This is a genomic window from Streptomyces sp. NRRL WC-3618 (assembly GCF_001280005.1).
Lineage (GTDB): Bacteria > Actinomycetota > Actinomycetes > Streptomycetales > Streptomycetaceae > Streptomyces.
This window is the reverse complement of record NZ_LGDW01000236.1, coordinates 80043-95784: the sequence shown is the minus strand read 5'-3', so window position 1 is coordinate 95784 and position 15742 is coordinate 80043. Positions and strand designations below refer to the sequence as shown.

General features: G+C 73.3%; 13 protein-coding genes and 1 pseudogene. 11 read left to right on the top strand and 3 right to left on the bottom strand.

Features of this window, described 5'->3' with window-relative positions:
* The first annotated feature begins 11 nt into the window (after positions 1–11).
* From ADL01_RS20700 to ADL01_RS20685, 4 genes are all read left to right on the top strand, one after another.
* Positions 12–2894, top strand: a complete 2883-nt coding sequence (locus ADL01_RS20700) for a bifunctional GNAT family N-acetyltransferase/acetate--CoA ligase family protein (protein ID WP_053743508.1) — start codon at positions 12–14, stop codon at positions 2892–2894.
* A gap of 40 nt (positions 2895–2934) precedes the next feature.
* Positions 2935–3522, top strand: coding sequence for a DUF5998 family protein (locus ADL01_RS20695; RefSeq protein ID WP_053743507.1), 588 nt, complete (start codon positions 2935–2937; stop codon positions 3520–3522).
* Entirely contained in the window at positions 3522–4712 is a 1191-nt protein-coding gene (locus tag ADL01_RS20690; protein WP_053743506.1) for an alkaline phosphatase family protein, read from the top strand. The genes ADL01_RS20695 and ADL01_RS20690 overlap by 1 nt, the downstream gene beginning before the upstream one ends.
* 94 nt (positions 4713–4806) lie before the next feature.
* On the top strand, positions 4807–5457 hold the full coding sequence (locus ADL01_RS20685) for a thymidine kinase (protein WP_053743505.1): 651 nt from the start codon (positions 4807–4809) through the stop codon (positions 5455–5457).
* A 53-nt stretch (positions 5458–5510) separates the two neighbouring features.
* Here ADL01_RS20685 and ADL01_RS20680 read toward each other — a convergent pair whose 3' ends face one another.
* From ADL01_RS20680 to ADL01_RS20670, 3 genes are all read right to left on the bottom strand, one after another.
* Positions 5511–6326: an SDR family oxidoreductase gene (locus tag ADL01_RS20680; RefSeq protein WP_053743504.1), complete on the bottom strand. Its 816-nt coding sequence runs from the start codon at positions 6324–6326 to the stop codon at positions 5511–5513.
* 87 nt (positions 6327–6413) lie between these two features.
* Entirely contained in the window at positions 6414–7238 is an 825-nt protein-coding gene (locus ADL01_RS20675; protein WP_053743503.1) for a GAF domain-containing protein, read from the bottom strand.
* A gap of 67 nt (positions 7239–7305) precedes the next feature.
* Entirely contained in the window at positions 7306–8112 is an 807-nt protein-coding gene (locus ADL01_RS20670; RefSeq protein WP_063783559.1) for a GAF and ANTAR domain-containing protein, read from the bottom strand.
* A 333-nt stretch (positions 8113–8445) separates the two neighbouring features.
* On the opposite strand from ADL01_RS20670, the gene ADL01_RS20665 reads away from it, so the two are divergent.
* The 7 genes and pseudogenes from ADL01_RS20665 to ADL01_RS20635 all read left to right on the top strand — a co-directional run bounded on the left by ADL01_RS20665 (position 8446) and on the right by ADL01_RS20635 (position 15621).
* Entirely contained in the window at positions 8446–9408 is a 963-nt protein-coding gene (locus ADL01_RS20665; protein ID WP_053743501.1) for an NAD-dependent epimerase/dehydratase family protein, read from the top strand.
* Between the two features lie 81 nt (positions 9409–9489).
* A pseudogene (locus ADL01_RS43880) lies at positions 9490–11120 on the top strand (carbamoyltransferase).
* The gene (locus tag ADL01_RS46410) at positions 11117–12199 is read left to right on the top strand and encodes a glycosyltransferase family 2 protein (RefSeq protein WP_053743500.1); all 1083 of its coding nucleotides are present in this window, start codon (positions 11117–11119) and stop codon (positions 12197–12199) included. Before ADL01_RS43880 ends, ADL01_RS46410 begins: the two are co-directional and overlap by 4 nt.
* Positions 12196–12855 (top strand): D-glycero-alpha-D-manno-heptose-1,7-bisphosphate 7-phosphatase, encoded by a 660-nt coding sequence (locus tag ADL01_RS20650; protein ID WP_053743499.1) that lies wholly within the window; start codon positions 12196–12198, stop codon positions 12853–12855. Before ADL01_RS46410 ends, ADL01_RS20650 begins: the two co-directional genes overlap by 4 nt.
* Positions 12852–13394: a glycosyltransferase family 9 protein gene (locus tag ADL01_RS20645; protein ID WP_053743498.1), complete on the top strand. Its 543-nt coding sequence runs from the start codon at positions 12852–12854 to the stop codon at positions 13392–13394. The genes ADL01_RS20650 and ADL01_RS20645 overlap by 4 nt, the downstream gene beginning before the upstream one ends.
* A complete protein-coding gene (locus tag ADL01_RS20640) occupies positions 13391–14353 on the top strand; it encodes a glycosyltransferase (RefSeq protein WP_053743497.1) in 963 nt (320 codons plus the stop codon). The genes ADL01_RS20645 and ADL01_RS20640 overlap by 4 nt, the downstream gene beginning before the upstream one ends.
* Complete coding sequence (locus ADL01_RS20635; protein ID WP_053743496.1) at positions 14350–15621, top strand: glycosyltransferase; 1272 nt, start codon at positions 14350–14352, stop codon at positions 15619–15621. Before ADL01_RS20640 ends, ADL01_RS20635 begins: the two co-directional genes overlap by 4 nt.
* Positions 15622–15742 lie beyond the last annotated feature (121 nt).

Genomic DNA, 15742 nt, shown 5'->3' with positions numbered 1-15742 from the left:
CTCTGGGGCGCATGCAGAACTCGTCGGACCGGCACGAGTACCCCGCCCACTGGGAGGCGGACGTCGTGCTGCGTGACGGCGGAACCGCCCGCATCCGGCCCATCACGGCGGACGACGCCGACCGGCTGGTCAGCTTCTACGAGCAGGTTTCGGACGAGTCGAAGTACTACCGCTTCTTCGCGCCGTATCCACGCCTGTCCGCAAAGGACGTCCACCGCTTCACCCACCACGACTTCGTGGACCGGGTGGGGCTCGCGGCCACGGTCGGCGGCGAGTTCATCGCCACCGTACGCTATGACCGGATTGATGCCGACGGACTGCCCGCCTCCGCTCCCGCCAACGAGGCCGAGGTCGCTTTCCTGGTGCAGGACGCGCACCAGGGCCGAGGTGTCGCGTCCGCCCTCCTCGAACACATCGGGGCCGTCGCCCGCGAGCGCGGCATCCGCCGCTTCGCCGCCGAGGTGCTGCCGGCCAACACCAAGATGATCAAGGTGTTCACGGACGCCGGGTACACCCAGAAGCGCAGCTTCGAGGACGGTGTCGTACGCCTGGAGTTCGACCTGGAGCCCACCGACCGCTCGCTCGCCGTCCAACGCGCGCGTGAGCAGCGGGCCGAGGCGCGCTCCGTACGGCGACTGCTCGCCCCGGGCGCAGTGGCTGTCGTCGGCGTCGGCCGCGCCCCCGGCGGCGTCGGCCGCAGCGTCCTCGACCACATCAGGGACGCCGGTTTCACCGGTGACCTGTACGCCGTCAACAGCGCGTTCCCGGAGGACCAGAAGGACATCGACGGATGCCCGGCCCGCCGATCGGTGCGCGACATCGAGGGCCCCGTCGACCTCGTGGTCGTCGCCGTCCCGGCCGCGTACGTCCCCGATGTCGTCACCGAGTGCGGTGAGCACGGCGTGCAGGGCCTCGTCGTGCTCTCCGCCGGGTACGCGGAGAGCGGCCCCGAGGGACGGGAGCGGCAGCGTGAACTCGTACGGCACGCGCGCACGTACGGGATGCGCATCATCGGCCCCAACGCCTTCGGCGTCATCAACACGGCTCCGGACGTCCGGCTGAACGCGTCACTCGCGCCCGAGATGCCGAGGCCCGGGCGGATCGGCCTGTTCGCACAGTCCGGGGCCGTCGGGATCGCGCTGTTGTCCCGGCTGCACCGGCGCGGGGGAGGCGTCACCGGGGTCACCGGCGTGTCGACCTTCGTCTCGTCCGGCAACCGGGCCGACGTGTCCGGCAACGACGTACTCCAGTACTGGTACGACGACCCGGACACCGACGTCGTCCTCATGTACCTCGAATCCATCGGCAACCCGCGCAAGTTCACGCGCCTCGCGCGGCGCACGGCGGCGGCGAAGCCGCTGGTGGTCGTGCAGGGGGCGCGGCACAGTGGCGCCGCTCCCCAGGGGCATGCCGTACAGGCGACGCGGCTGTCCCACGCGACGGTGTCGGAGCTGCTGCGGCAGGCCGGGGTGATCCGGGTGGACACGATCACCGAACTGGTCGACGCGGGGCTGCTGCTGGCCCGGCAGCCACTGCCCGCCGGGCCGCGGGTGGCGATCCTCGGGAACTCGGAGTCGCTGGGACTGCTGACGTACGACGCGTGTCTGTCCGAGGGGCTGATGCCGCTGCCCCCGCTGGATCTGACGACGGGGGCGTCGCCCGAGGACTTCCACCGGGCGTTGGCCCAGGCGCTGGCGGGCGATACGTGCGACGCGGTCGTCGTCACCGCGATCCCCACCGTCGGGGAGGCCTCCGCCCGGGACGCCGCGTTGGCCGAGGCGCTCCGGTCGGCCGCGGCGGAGGTACCGGGGAAACCGGTGCTGGTGGTCCACGTGGAGCTGGGCGGGCTGGCGGAGGCGCTGTCGGCCGCGACCAGCACGGCACCACAGGCGGGTTCACCCGCATCCGGCACCACGGGCGGTGCGCACCCGTTCCGCCCCGCGGAACGCCCGCCCACGGCAGTGGCGAAACAGCCACCCGCAGGCCCGCCCCAGCCCTCGTCCTCGCCCGCCCCCGACTCCTGCTCACGTCTCATCCCCGCCTACCCCGCCGCAGAGCGGGCCGTGCGGGCCCTCGGGGAAGCCGTGAAGTACGCGCAGTGGCGGCGGGAGGCCGCCGAGCCCGGAAAGGTGCCCGAGTCCATCGACGCGGACATCGACGAGAAGCGTGCCGCCGACCTGATCGGCGGGCTCCTCGCGCGTGGACAGGGACTCACCCTCGGTACGGAGGAGACGCGCGAGCTCCTCGGGACGTACGGCATCCCGGTGCGTGGCGCCCTGGCCGCCCCGAGCCCCGACGACGCCGTGGCCGCCGCGCGGACCATCGGTTACCCCGTCGCCCTCAAGGCCACCGCCCCGCACCTGCGACACCGCGCCGACCTGGGCGGCGTACGCCTGGACCTCGCGGACGAGGAGCAACTGCGGCGGGCGTACGCCGAACTGACCGGCCTCTTCGGGAACCCGGACCAGGTGCGGCCCGTCGTCCAGGGGATGGCACCGCGGGGCGTCGACACCGTCGTACGGGCGGTGATCGACCCGGCGGCCGGCGCGGTGCTCTCCTTCGGGCTCGCCGGGCCCGCCTCGCAGCTGCTCGGGGACATCGCGCACCGGCTGATACCGGTCACCGACCGTGACGCGGCCGCACTGATCCGGTCGATCCGGACGGCACCGATCCTCTTCGGCTGGCGCGGCTCCGCACCGGTCGACAGCGGTGCGCTGGAAGAGCTGCTGCTCAGGGTGTCGCGGCTCGTCGACGACCACCCCGAGGTCATCGCGGTGTCCCTGGAACCGGTGGTCGTCGCGCAGCAGGGCCTGAGCGTCCTCGGGGCGTCGGTGCGGCTGGCGCCGCCGCCCGTCCGTGACGACCTGGGTCCCAGGACACTTCCTGTGTACTGAGCGGTGCCTCGCAGTCAGTGGGCCCCCGTAGGATGGGCACATGGCCAAGACCAGTACGTCGACCCAGGGGCTGCGAGCGGCGATCGAGCGCAGCGGCTACTACCCGGCCCTCGTGGCCGAGGCGGTGGAGGCCGCGATCGGCGGCGACTCCATCCGGTCGTACCTGGTCCACCAGGAGACGACATTCGACGCGAACGAGGTGCGTCGGCACGTGACCGTGCTCGTCCTCACGGGCAACCGTTTCATCGTCAGCCACACCGACGAGCAGGCCGAGGACACCACGTCCCCGACGCCGTACGCCACCACGTCCACGGAGTCCGTGAAGCTCGGCCGGATCTCGTCCGTGGTCGTCAGCCGGGTCGTCGCCAACCCGGAGTCGTACACGCCGGGCACGCTGCCCCGCGAGGTCGTCCTGACCATCGGCTGGGGCGCCGTCGCCCGCATCGACCTGGAGCCGGCCGCCTGCGGGGACCCCAACTGCGAGGCGGACCACGGCTACACGGGCAGCTCGACGGCGGACGACCTGAGCCTGCGCGTCAGCGAGGCGGGTGACGGCCCGGAGACGGTCCGCCAGGCCCTCGTCTTCGCCCAGGCACTCTCGGAAGCGACCGCGGACGTCACCCGCTGATGTCCCACCCGATCACCTGGGACCACCCGGAGCCGCTGGCCGTATCTTCCGCACCCGTCCCGCACTACGGCACGGGCTCGCTCGCCGACCTGCTGCCCACGCTGGCCGCCGGCATGGACGTACCGGGCATGTCCCCGGCGATCCCCGAGCTGACGCCCGCCGACCGGAACTGTGTGTTCCTGATCGACGGGCTGGGCTGGGAGCAGTTGCGGGCCCACCCCGACGAAGCCCCTTTCATGAGCTCGCTCATGAGCAGCTCGCGCGGTGACACGGGCCGGCCGATCACCACCGGCTACCCGGCGACCACCGCCACCTCACTCGCCTCCGTCGGCACCGGGCTGCCGCCGGGCGCGCACGGCCTGCCCGGCTATACGGTGCGCGATCCGGCCACCGGCGAGCTGATGAACCAGCTGCGCTGGCAGCCGTGGACGGACCCGCGCGCGTGGCAGCCGTACCCCACGGTCTTCCAACTGGCCCACAAGGCGGGTGTGCACACGGCCCAGGTCTCCTCGCCGACCTTCGAGAACACCCCGCTGACGAAGATCGCACTCAGCGGCGGCACGTTCCGGGGGAAGCTCACCGGCGAGGACCGCATGGACCTCGCGGCCGAACAACTGGCCGCCGGTGACCGCTCGTTGGTCTACACGTACTACGCGGAGGTGGACGGCAAGGGCCACCGCTTCGGCGTCGACTCGGACGCCTGGCGCGGTCAGCTCATGTACGTCGACCGGCTCGTCCAGCGGCTGGCGGAACAACTCCCGCCACGCGCCGCGCTGTACGTCACCGCCGACCACGGCATGATCGACATCCCGTTCGACGAACAGCACCGCATCGACTTCGACGAGGACTGGGAACTGCGCGCCGGCGTCGCCCTGTTGGGCGGCGAGGGCCGGGCGCGGCATGTGTACGCGGTGCCGGGTGCCGAGGCCGACGTACTGACCTGCTGGCGCGAGGTGCTCGGCGAGCAGTTCTGGGTGGCCTCACGGGACGAGGCGATCACGGCGGGCTGGTTCGGGCCGACGGTCGACGAGCGGGTGTACGGGCGGATCGGCGACGTGGTCGCGGCGGCCCGGGACGACGTCCTGATCGTCGCCTCCGAGCGGGAGCCGAGGGAGTCGGCGATGGTCGGCAACCACGGTTCGATGACCCCTGCGGAACAGCTCGTCCCGCTCCTGCAAGTACGCTCCTGAGGCCCGTCCGCGCCCAGCGGTACCTCCGGCCCTCCTCCAGTCCTCCGTGTTCCCGCGTGTCGCGTCTACCTCGCCGAAAGGTGCTCAACTGCCCATGCCCGAGTTGGTGTTTTTCTCCGGCACTATGGATTGCGGGAAAAGTACTTTGGCGCTCCAGATCGGACATAACCGGTCAGCCAGGGGGCTTCAAGGTGTGATCTTCACACGGGATGACCGGGCGGGCGAAGGGAAGCTGTCCTCGCGGCTGGGCCTGGTCACGGAGGCTGTCGAGGTCGCCGAGGGGATGGACCTGTGCGGGTATCTGGTCGCTCAGTTGTCCCAAGGCGGCAAGGTCGACTATGTGATCGTCGACGAGGCGCAGTTCCTCTCGCCGGAGCAGATCGACCAGTTGGCCCGGGTCGTGGACGACCTCGGGCTCGACGTCTTTGCCTTCGGCATCACCACGGACTTCCGCACCAAGCTTTTTCCCGGCTCGCAGCGGCTGATCGAACTGGCCGACCGGATCGAGGCGCTCCAGGTGGAGGCCCTGTGCTGGTGCGGCGCTCGGGCCACGCACAACGCCCGTACGGTGGGCGGGAAGATGGTGGTCGAGGGCGCTCAGGTGGTCGTCGGCGACGTCAACCGGCCGGCGGAGGAGATCGGTTACGAGGTCCTTTGCCGCCGCCACCACCTCCGCCGCATGACCAGTGCCTCAGCCCACGCCGGCGCGCTGTCCCCCGACGTCCTGCCGGTCACCTCGGCTTGAATCGGACGTTCCGCGGGGCGGACGTCGACCCTGCGCTGTGAGGGGGCGCGGGATCAGGGACGACGCCACTGGTCGTCCGGCAGGTGAGAGCCGGCCATCGGACCCATACGAAGCATGCCCCCGTCCACGGCCCAGGAAGCGCCTGTCACATACGAGGCCTCGTCACCGGTGAGGAAGGCGACGACGGCGGCGACCTCCCGGGCGTCCCCGGGACGGCCGAGGGGGACTCCCGGCCGTGAGATCCGACGGACGTCCTCGTCCTCCTGGCCGGTCATCGGTGTGGCGATCTCCCCGGGGGCGACCGCGTTCACCGTGATGCCGTGTTCGGCGAGTTCCAGGGCCATCACCTGGGTGAGCAGGCCAAGCCCTCCCTTGGCCGCGCAGTAGGGGGCGGCTCCCACCCGCGGCTGGTGCTCGTGCACGGAGGTGATGTTGACGATCCGGCCACCGGTGCCCTGGGCGATCATGCGCCGCGCCGCGAGCTGCGAGCACAGGAACGGTCCGGCGAGATCAACGTCGATCACCTGACGGAAGGTGTCGAGGGTGATGTCCAGGAACGGTGTGGCGGTGCCGGTTCCGGCGTTGTTGACCAGGACGTCGAGGCGCCCCAGTTCCCCGGCGAGGCCATCGATCACACCGGCCGCCTCCGGCAGCTCGGTCAGATCGAGCCGGGCGACGACGGCTCGCCGTCCGTGCCCGCGTACCTCCTCGGCGGTCTCCTCGGCCCCCGCCTTGTCGGTGTGCCAGGTGATCCCGACGTCCGTCCCCCGTGCGGCGAGGGCCACCGCGACGGCTCTGCCGATCCCGGAGTCGGCTCCGGTGACCACGGCGGCTCGGCGCGGGTGCCCCGGAAGATGTGTGTCGGTCATGGCGATGGCCTCCTCGGCGTCGGTGGGCCGTGCTGCGGCGCCGCGCTCTGCGGCTGCTCTGCCGTCCTCCCGGGCATGTCGGCGGGATCAGTCGTTTTCGACCTCCCGCGCTCCGGGACGGTCCGGCAGATGGACGGGCCGGTGGGAGTCGGTTCCCGGACCGCCGGCCAGGACGCCGTCCTCGGCGGCGCGCCCGAGGACGGCGTCGGGCGTGAGGGTGCGCTCGACCAGTGCTCGGGCCGTGTCGGTCGGACGGGTGGCGATACCGGCACTGTAGGAGAGCAGGGCGTCGGCGGCTTCGGCCAGGGACATCGAACCGGCGGCGGCGAGCATGCCGGCCGCGGTGTCCAGGGCGGCCTTGCGGGAGAGAGCGGCCTGGGTACGGGTGACGATCTCGTGGGGTTCCAGCGGGGTGGACGTCCAGTGCATCAGGGACACCGCGGTGACCCGGGCGAACGCCTGGATCATCCGCAGTTCGCCGTCCGACAGGGCGAGCGGGGGTTCCGTGAGCAGGTTGAGGGCGCCGATCGTGTGGTGGCCCACCCGGATCGGCAGTGCGTGCGCGCCCGCGAAACCGGCCCGCGCCGCCAGTTCGACGAACAGCGGCCAGCGCTCCGAGCACGCCTCCAGGCGCGGCGCGTACACCGGCGTTCCGCTCCTGAACGCGTCCACACAAGGGCCTTGCTCGCTCTGCGCCTGGAAGACCTCGGTGAGTTCGGCCCTCCGGTCGGACACGGCCATGGGCCTCAGGCCTCCCCGGGCGGTGGAGAGCATGACGCCCGCGGAGTCCGCCGAGGACAGCCGCAGGCTGTGGTCCACGAGGTGGTGGAGCAGCACGGTCGGGTCCGTTGAAGGGGAGAAGGTGTCGGTGAGATGCACGAACGCCTCCGTGATCTCGAGTTCGCGTGTCATGCCGTCACCGTCTTCCCGTCGTCCTGCTCGGAGAATGGCGCCGCTCGCCGTGGCCTTGCCGGGCGTGTCAGTCACGTAGGGTCTCCCTTCCCGCGATGACGTCGCGGGCGGCCTCGGTCACCGTCTGTCCCCGCGTGAAAGCGTGGGCGCGCAACCGGGCCAGTGCCTGCCGCGGGTCCAGCTCGAGGAACACCATGAGCATCCCGGTCGCCTGGTGGACCTCCTCCCGGTCGTTCTCGGCGGCGGCCATCCACCGGCCCGGTTCGCCGCCGTCCGGTAGCCGGTCGAGCAGGAGGAAGGCGTCCGTGATGGCGTCCGCCGCGGGAAGGGCCAGCGACCGGTCGCGGTCGCTGAGCGCGCCCGGCGTACGCCGGTAGAGGTCGAGGGTGCCCAGGGCCATGATCCCGCCGGGACTCAAGGGCAGGGAGAACACGGCGCGGACATCGAGCGCCACGGCCTGCTCGGCGAACACCGGCCAGCGCGCGGCGTCCGGGCGGACGGCGAGGTCGGCGGCCAGCACCGGGGACACGAGCTCCAGGGCGGAGCGGCACGGGCCGTCGCCCAGCGAGTACTGCGCCTCGGCCAGCCGGCCCGCCGTCTCGTCGCTCGACCACCACAGCGCCCGGGTGTCCTCGTCGCCGGACAGTGACACGGAGGCTCCGCTGATGTCCATGAGGTCCACGCATGCCCGGCACAGCTTCGCCGCGGCGTTCCCGCCGCCGCCGGGGCGGGCGTCGTCCGCTGCCGTGGCCAACCTCCGCAGCAGTTCGTGAACCTCGTCCGGGCGGTCGTCGGCCTGGTCGGCATCCGGTCCGGGAGGCGGGGTCGGCGGTACGTCGCCCGGGTCACCACCCTCGTCAGGCAAGCCGCCCATCAGCGTCACCTCCGCAGGTGCTCCTTACACATACAGTCTCGCACCGGGCGCTCAGGGCGGCGCTGTCGCCGGCCCGGCCGGAACATGTTCGAGCCGGCACTCCCCGCCGCTGACCCCTTCATCCTGCTCGACCGGCCACCGGACGGGCGGTGGCCGGAGGCGGCGCCCGGCGACAGTGGGTTATCACCCGAATGGCCCTGTCCCCGAGCGCCGCGTCGGGCTCTCCGGCAGGCTGAGGTCACCCTGCGGGTTGTTCCCAGGCGCGGGACGGCGCAGTCACCGCCGTCCTCGATACCTGCGTCCCGCTCTCCCCCTGCTCATGAGGAGATCACGATGGGCCCTACCACGACGCGGACTTGGGAGCACGCAGTCGTCACCGGAGGCGCGGGCTTCGTCGGCTCCCACCTGTGTTCGGCCCTGATCGAGGCGGGCACCGCCGTCACCTGCGTCGACGACTTCAGCACGGGACGGCCCGAGAACGTGGCCCACCTGGCGGGCCGGTCCGGCTTCACGCTCCACGAGGCGAACGTCTCACAGCCCTTCAGCGTGCCGCGGCCCCCCGACCTGGTCCTCCACCTCGCCTCTCCGGCCTCACCCGCCGACTACCTCCGGCTGCCCCTGCACACACTGGAAGCGGGCAGCCTCGGTACCCGCAACGCGCTGGAGCTCGCCCACCGCAGCGGAGCCCGCTTCCTCCTCGCCTCCACCTCCGAGGTCTACGGCGATCCGCAGGAGCACCCGCAGAGCGAGCGCTACTGGGGCCATGTCAATCCCGTCGGTCCGAGAAGCGTCTACGACGAGGCGAAGCGTTTCGGCGAGGCATTCACCACGGCTCACGGCACGACGCTCGGCACCGACACCTGTGTCGTGCGGCTGTTCAACACCTACGGTCCGCGCATGCGGGGTTACGACGGCCGCGCCGTGCCGACCTTCATCCGCCAGGCCCTGGCCGGCACACCGCTGACGGTCACGGGCGACGGCGCGCAGACCCGGTCGCTCTGCTACGTCGACGACACCGTCTCGGGGATCCTCAAGGCTGCCGCGCACGGCATGCCGGGGCCCGTGAACCTCGGCAACCCCGACGAGCTCACCATGCTGGAACTGGCCCGGCGGATCATCGGACTGACCGGTTCCACCTCGGAGATCACCTTCGTGGAGCGTCCCACGGACGACCCCACCGTGCGCTGCCCCGACATCACGCTGGCCCGCGACAAGCTGCAGTGGGAACCGCTCGTGACGGCCGACGAAGGGCTGCTTCGCACCATCGCCTGGTTCCGCGGCCACCCGGACGACTGACCTCCGCCGCGAGCCTCGCCGTCCGGCGCCCGCCCGGGTGCCGACACCCCTTACGTCCCACAGCCGAAAGGGCGGTCCGCCATGCGCATTCTCGGCATCAACGCGCTCTTCCACGATCCCGCCGCCGCCCTCGTCATCGACGGCCGTACCGTCGCCGCCGCCGAGGAGGAACGGTTCTCACGCCGCAAGCACGGCAAACGGCCCCTCCCGTTCTCCGCCTGGGAGCTCCCCGTGCAGGCCGCGGCGTGGTGCCTGGGCCGCGCCGGGCTGCGCCCGCAGGACCTGGACGCCGTCGCCTACTCCTACGATCCGGCCCTGGCCCTCCCCGCCAAGAGCCTGGGCCTGCACGACCCGTGGGACCACCTGCGCCAGACGTACGCCCGCGAGGCACCGGGCTTCCTGGCCACGGCGCTTCCCGGGCTCGACCCGGCCCTCGTCCGCTTCGTACCCCACCACATGGCGCACGCCGCCTCGGGCGCTTTCGCCGCCGACGGTGCGGACACCAGCTCCGTATTGGTCCTCGACGGGCGCGGTGAGCGCGCCTCCCACCTGGCTGCGCGCCGGACCGGCAGTCGGCTGGAACCGCTGTACGCGCAGGACCTCCCGCACTCCCTCGGGCTCGTGTACGAGGAACTCACCGCTCACCTGGGCTTCCTGAGATCCTCCGACGAGTTCAAGGTGATGGCCCTCGCCTCCCACGGCACCCCGCGCGTGCTCGCCGAACTGAGGCGGTACGTGTACCCGACCGGCGACGGCGGTTTCCACGCCACCGGCGTCCCCTGGCACGAGTTCTGCCCGCCGCGCGGCGCCGACGAGCCGTGGACCGCCGCCCACGCGGACGTCGCGGCGAGCGCCCAGGCCGTACTGGAGGAAACGCTCCTCGACCTCACGCGCTGGCTGCACGGGCGCACCCATGACGATGTCCTCACCCTGGCCGGAGGCGTCGCCCTCAACTGCGTGGCCAATTCCCGAATCGCCCGGGACGGTCCCTTCGCGCGTGTCTGGGTGCAACCCGCGGCCGGCGACGCCGGAACGGCCCTCGGCTCCGCGCTGCTCCTCGCCGCCGGAGCGGGGGACGAGTGGGCCGTGACTGGTCCGACGCGGAGCTCGGCGCCTGGCTGAAGACGGCCGGCGTGCCCTTCGACCGGCCGCCGGACATCGCGGCGACCGTGGCCGACGCCCTCGCCGACAACGCCATCGTCGCCTGGTTCCAGGGCCGTTCCGAGTACGGGCCGCGCGCCCTGGGACACCGGTCCCTGCTGGCGCATCCCGGGCACGCGGGAAACCTGGAGCGGCTCAACGACGTCAAGGGGCGCGAACAGTTCCGGCCCGTGGCCCCCATGGTGCTCGCCGAGCGGGCGTCCGAGATCTTCGACGGCCCGATGCCCAGCCCGTACATGCTCTTCGTCCATCACGTGGCCCCCGAGTGGCTGGAGCGGATCCCAGCCGTCGTGCACGTCGACGGGACGGCCCGTATCCAGACCGTGGACGCGCGGCGGGAACCGCTGGTGGCACGCGTGCTCACCGAGTTCGAGCGCCGCACGGGACTGCCGGTGGTGGTCAACACCAGCCTGAACACAGCGGGCAGGCCCATGGTGGACGACCCCCGGGACGCGCTGGAGTGCTTCGGCTCGTCCCCCGTGGACCTGCTCGCCATCGGACCGTACGCCGTTCGCCGGGGTCGGCTGTTCCGCACCGGGGAGGAAGCGTGAGCGCGACGACGCGGCCACCGGATCCCGAAACCTACGCCGTGGTCGTTCCCACCCTGGGCAGACCCAGCCTCCGGGGCTGCCTGGAGGCCCTCGCCGCCGCCACGGCCGACGGCACCGGACCGGCGGCGGTCGTCCTCGTCCACGACCGCCCGGGCCCCGGCGCCGTGACCCCCGCCCTGGACGTGCCGCCGACCCTGCTCCCGGTGACCACCATCGTGTCCGGCGCCGGCCGGGGCCCCGCCGCCGCCCGCAACGCCGGGGCCCGGTCGGTGGGCCAGGTGCCGTGGATCGTCTTCCTGGACGACGATGTGGTGCCCGGGCCCACCTGGGGCCGTGACCTGCTCCACGACCTCGCCACGGCGCCCCGCGCCACGGCAGCCCTCACTGCGCGCATCGACGTGCCCCTGCCCTCCGGGCGCCGCCCCACGGACTGGGAGCGCAACACCGCGGGCCTGGCCACCGCCCGCTGGATCACCGCCGACATGGCCTTCCGGCGCGAGGCGCTGGAGGCCGCCGACGGATTCGACGAACGCTTCCCCCGGGCCTTCCGGGAGGACGCCGACCTGGCCCTGCGCCTCCTCGACGGCGGTTGGACCCTGGCCGCCGGCACACGCCGCACCACGCATCCGGTGCGGCCCGCCGACCGCTGGGTGTCCGTGCGCGTCCAGGCGGGCAACGCCGACGACGTACTGATGAGGCGCCTGCACGGATCCGGTTGGTGGCAGCGGGCCGCGGCCCCGCGCGGGCGGCTGCGGCGCCACCTCGCCGTCACCGCGGCGGCCGTCACCGCCGTCGGCTGCGCGCTGTCGGGCAGGACCGGCGCCGCCGGGGTCTGCGCGGCCGCATGGCTGGCCGGCACCGCCGAGTTCGCGGCGGCGCGGATCACGCCCGGGCCCAGGACCCGTACCGAGATCGCCACCATGGTCATGACCAGCGTCCTCATCCCGCCCGTCGCCACCTGGTACTGGCTGCGGGGCCACGCCGCGCACCGGGCCGCCCGCCCCCTCGGGCCCGCGCGCCCGCCGCTGACGGACGCGGCGGATTCCGGGCGGACACCGCGCGAGCAGGCGCGGACATGAGGACCCCGTCCACCGGACGCCGCCGCGCCCGGCCCGCCGAAGGGCCCTGGGTGTGGGGCGCTCCCCGCCCGGCTCCGGGGCTTCCCGGCCCGCCGGAAGCGGCCGAGCCGCTGCCGGAGGCGGTCCTCTTCGACCGTGACGGAACCCTCGTCGTCGACGTCCCCTACAACGGCGACCCGGACCGGGTGGCTCCCATGCCGTCCGCCCGCGCGGCGATCGCGGCACTGCGCGACCGGGGAATCCCGGTCGGCGTCGTCAGCAACCAGTCGGGCGTCGCCCGCGGCCTGCTGACGCGGGACCAGGTGCACTCCGTACGCCTGCGCGTCGACGCGATGCTCGGCCCGTTCGCGGTGTGGGCGGTGTGCCCGCACGGCCCCGACGGCGGCTGCGGCTGCCGCAAGCCGGCTCCGGGCCTGGTCCTCGCCGCCTGCGACCGGCTCGGCGCGGCCCCCGGACGCACCGTCGTCGTCGGCGACATCGGCGCCGACGTACGGGCCGCCGAGGCGGCCGGCGCCCGGGGTGTCCTCGTGCCGACCCCCGTGACGCGTCCCGACGAGGTCGCCGCCGCCCGGGAGACGGCGACCGACCTCCTCGCGGCCGTCCGCCTCATCCTGTCGTCCGACGGGCCGGTACGGGCGAGCGGATCCCTGCGATGAGCGCCCCGCGCAGCCTGGTCGTACGCCTCGACAGCGCCGGCGACGTCCTGCTGGCCGGGCCCGCCGTACGCGCGGTGGCGGCCGGCTCGTCCCACACCACCCTGCTCTGCGGCCCGCAGGGCGTCCCGGCGGCCCGGCTGGCGGGCCGGCACGGACTCGACCTCGGCGGCGCCACAGCCGACCTGCACGAGCTGGCGGGCGTCCTCGCGGGCGCCGGCGTCGTCGTGACCGGCAACACCGGCCCGATGCACCTGGCCTGCTCCGTGGGCATACCGGTGGTCTGCGCCTTCGCTCCCGTGGTGCCGGCCGAACGCTGGCGCCCGTACCGGGTTCCCCACGTCCTGCTCGGCGACCAGGCGGCCACCTGCGCCGACAGCAGGGCCCGCGACTGCCCGGTGGCCGGACACCCCTGTCTGGACGGCATCGGCGACGGTGAAGTGCTGACCGCCGTGGCCGCGCTCCTGGCTCCCGCGCCCGTGAACGGCAGTCCGGCCGGGACGGCGGCCGACCGCGAGAGAGACAGAGGAGCAACCGTATGAACATCCTGCTGTGGCACGTCCACGGTTCGTGGACCACCGCGTTCGTCCAAGGGCCCCACACCTACCTGGTCCCCGTCACGCCGGACCGCGGGCCCGACGGACTGGGGCGGGCCCGGACCTTCGCCTGGCCGGTGTCCGTCCGCGAGGTCGGCCCCGCCGAACTGGCGGACACCGCCGTGGACCTCGTCGTACTGCAGCGGCCCCACGAAGCGGAACTCGCCGAACGCTGGCTCCGGCGCCGTCCCGGCCGGGACGTACCGGCCGTGTATCTGGAACACAACGCACCGGACGGCAACGTGCCCACCACCCGCCACCCCTGCGCCGACCGCACCGATCTGACGCTGGTGCACGTCACGCACTTCAACCGGCTGTTCTGGGACAACGGCACCACCCGCACCGAGGTCGTCGAGCACGGCATCGTCGACCCGGGGCACCTCTACACGGGTACGCTGCCCCGCGCCGCGGTCGTCGTCAACGAACCGGTCCGCCGGGGCCGTCACACCGGCACGGACCTGCTGCCGGCGCTGGCGCGCGCCGCGCCCCTGGACGTCTTCGGCATGCGCACCGAAGGACTCGCCGAACACCTGGGCCTGCCCCCCGACCGATGCCGCTCGTACGAACTGCCGCAGCGGGACCTGCACGCGGCGATGGCGCGGCGCCGCCTCTACCTGCACCCCGTGCGCTGGACCTCCCTGGGGCTGTCCCTCCTGGAGGCCATGCACCTGGGCATGCCGGTCGTGGCGCTGGCCACCACGGAAGCCGCGGAGGCGGTGGCGCCCGGCACCGGTGTCCTGTCCACCCGGCCCGAGGTGCTGGCCCGCGCGGCCCGCCACTACCTCGACGAACCACAGGCCGCCGCCGAGGACGGCGCACGCGCGCGGCAGGCCGCTCTCGAACGCTACGGCCTCAAACGCTTCCTGGACGACTGGGAGCGCCTGATATCGGAGGTACGGTCATGACATCGTCCCCCCTGCGGTCGACCGTCCTGGCCGGCCGACGCCGGCGGCCGTTGTCACTCGCCCTGGTGTCCGAGCACGCGAGCCCGCTCGCCGCCCTGGGCGGAGTGGACGCCGGGGGACAGAACGTGCACGTGGCCTGTCTGGCCGGTGCCCTCGCCGACCGGGGCCACCGCGTGACGGTCTACACCCGGCGCGATGCCCGGGATCTCCCCGAACGCGTCGTCATGCGCCCCGGCGTCACGGTGCACCACGTCCCGGCCGGGCCGGCCGAGTACCTCCCCAAGGACGAACTACTGCCCTACATGCGGGAGTTCGGCCAATACCTCACCCACCTCTGGCTGTACGGCCAGCGCCCCGACCTGATCCATTCGCACTTCTGGATGTCGGGCCTCGCCTCCCTCGCGGCCGCACGCGAGCTGCGGCTGCCGATGCTGCACACCTACCACGCGCTCGGAACGGTCAAGAAGAGGCACCAGGGAGGTGCCGACACGAGCCCGCCGACACGCATCGGCCTGGAACGGGAGATCGGCCTCGGCTGCGACCGGGTGGTGGCCACCTGCCGGGACGAGGTCGCCGAGCTCGAACGGATGGGCGTCCCCGGTGGCAGGGCCGACATCGTCCCGTGCGGAGTGGACACCGAGAGGTTCCGGCCGGACGGCGCGGTCACCGCACGCGCGACCAACCACCGCTACCGGCTGCTCCAGGTCGGCCGCCTGGTGCCGCGCAAGGGCGCCGCCGTCTCCGTGGCCGCGCTCGCGCGCCTGCCCGAGGCGGAGCTCGTGATCGCGGGCGGCCCCGGGCCCGGCCTCCTGAACGGTGATCCCGAGGTACGCCGCCTGCGGGAGCTCGCCCGCGCGGCCGGGGTCGGCGACCGGGTGCGCTTCCTCGGCGCGGTCCCCTGCGTGGACGTGCCCGCCCTGATGCGCGGCGCCGACGTCGTCCTGTGCCCCGCGGACTACGAGCCGTTCGGCATCGTGCCGCTGGAGGCCATGGCCTGCGGTCGGCCCGTCGTCGCGAGCGCCGTCGGAGGTCAGCTGGACACCGTCGTCGACCGGGAGACCGGGCGGCTGGTGGCGCCCGGAGATCCCCGCGCCCTGGCGGACGCCGTGGCCGGGCTGCTGGCCGACCCCGGTCTGCGCGAGGCCTACGGCGCGGCAGGCCGGCGGCGCGTGACGAGAAGGTACGGCTGGCCCCACGTAGCCGCCGCCACCGAGCGTTCCTACCGTTCGGCGCTGGCCCGGCGCCTGACCGCCGCCGGGGCGACGTGAGCCCGTCGGCGCACGCCCGGCGCGCCGCCACCGACCTCCGCCGCCCCTCCGGCCCCGCCGGACCGGCGGCCCGTTCCGCGCAGCCCCGAGACCCGAAGGAGGTGGGGCGTGGACCGCTCCC

Coding starts and splice junctions, on each gene's coding strand:
- ADL01_RS20700 (WP_053743508.1), top strand. CDS start 12: ATGCAGAACTCGTCGGACCGGCACGAGTACCCCGCCCACTGGGAGGCG.
- ADL01_RS20695 (WP_053743507.1), top strand. CDS start 2,935: ATGGCCAAGACCAGTACGTCGACCCAGGGGCTGCGAGCGGCGATCGAG.
- ADL01_RS20690 (WP_053743506.1), top strand. CDS start 3,522: ATGTCCCACCCGATCACCTGGGACCACCCGGAGCCGCTGGCCGTATCT.
- ADL01_RS20685 (WP_053743505.1), top strand. CDS start 4,807: ATGCCCGAGTTGGTGTTTTTCTCCGGCACTATGGATTGCGGGAAAAGT.
- ADL01_RS20680 (WP_053743504.1), bottom strand. CDS start 6,326: ATGACCGACACACATCTTCCGGGGCACCCGCGCCGAGCCGCCGTGGTC.
- ADL01_RS20675 (WP_053743503.1), bottom strand. CDS start 7,238: ATGACACGCGAACTCGAGATCACGGAGGCGTTCGTGCATCTCACCGAC.
- ADL01_RS20670 (WP_063783559.1), bottom strand. CDS start 8,112: ATGGGCGGCTTGCCTGACGAGGGTGGTGACCCGGGCGACGTACCGCCG.
- ADL01_RS20665 (WP_053743501.1), top strand. CDS start 8,446: ATGGGCCCTACCACGACGCGGACTTGGGAGCACGCAGTCGTCACCGGA.
- ADL01_RS20650 (WP_053743499.1), top strand. CDS start 12,196: ATGAGGACCCCGTCCACCGGACGCCGCCGCGCCCGGCCCGCCGAAGGG.
- ADL01_RS20645 (WP_053743498.1), top strand. CDS start 12,852: ATGAGCGCCCCGCGCAGCCTGGTCGTACGCCTCGACAGCGCCGGCGAC.
- ADL01_RS20640 (WP_053743497.1), top strand. CDS start 13,391: ATGAACATCCTGCTGTGGCACGTCCACGGTTCGTGGACCACCGCGTTC.
- ADL01_RS20635 (WP_053743496.1), top strand. CDS start 14,350: ATGACATCGTCCCCCCTGCGGTCGACCGTCCTGGCCGGCCGACGCCGG.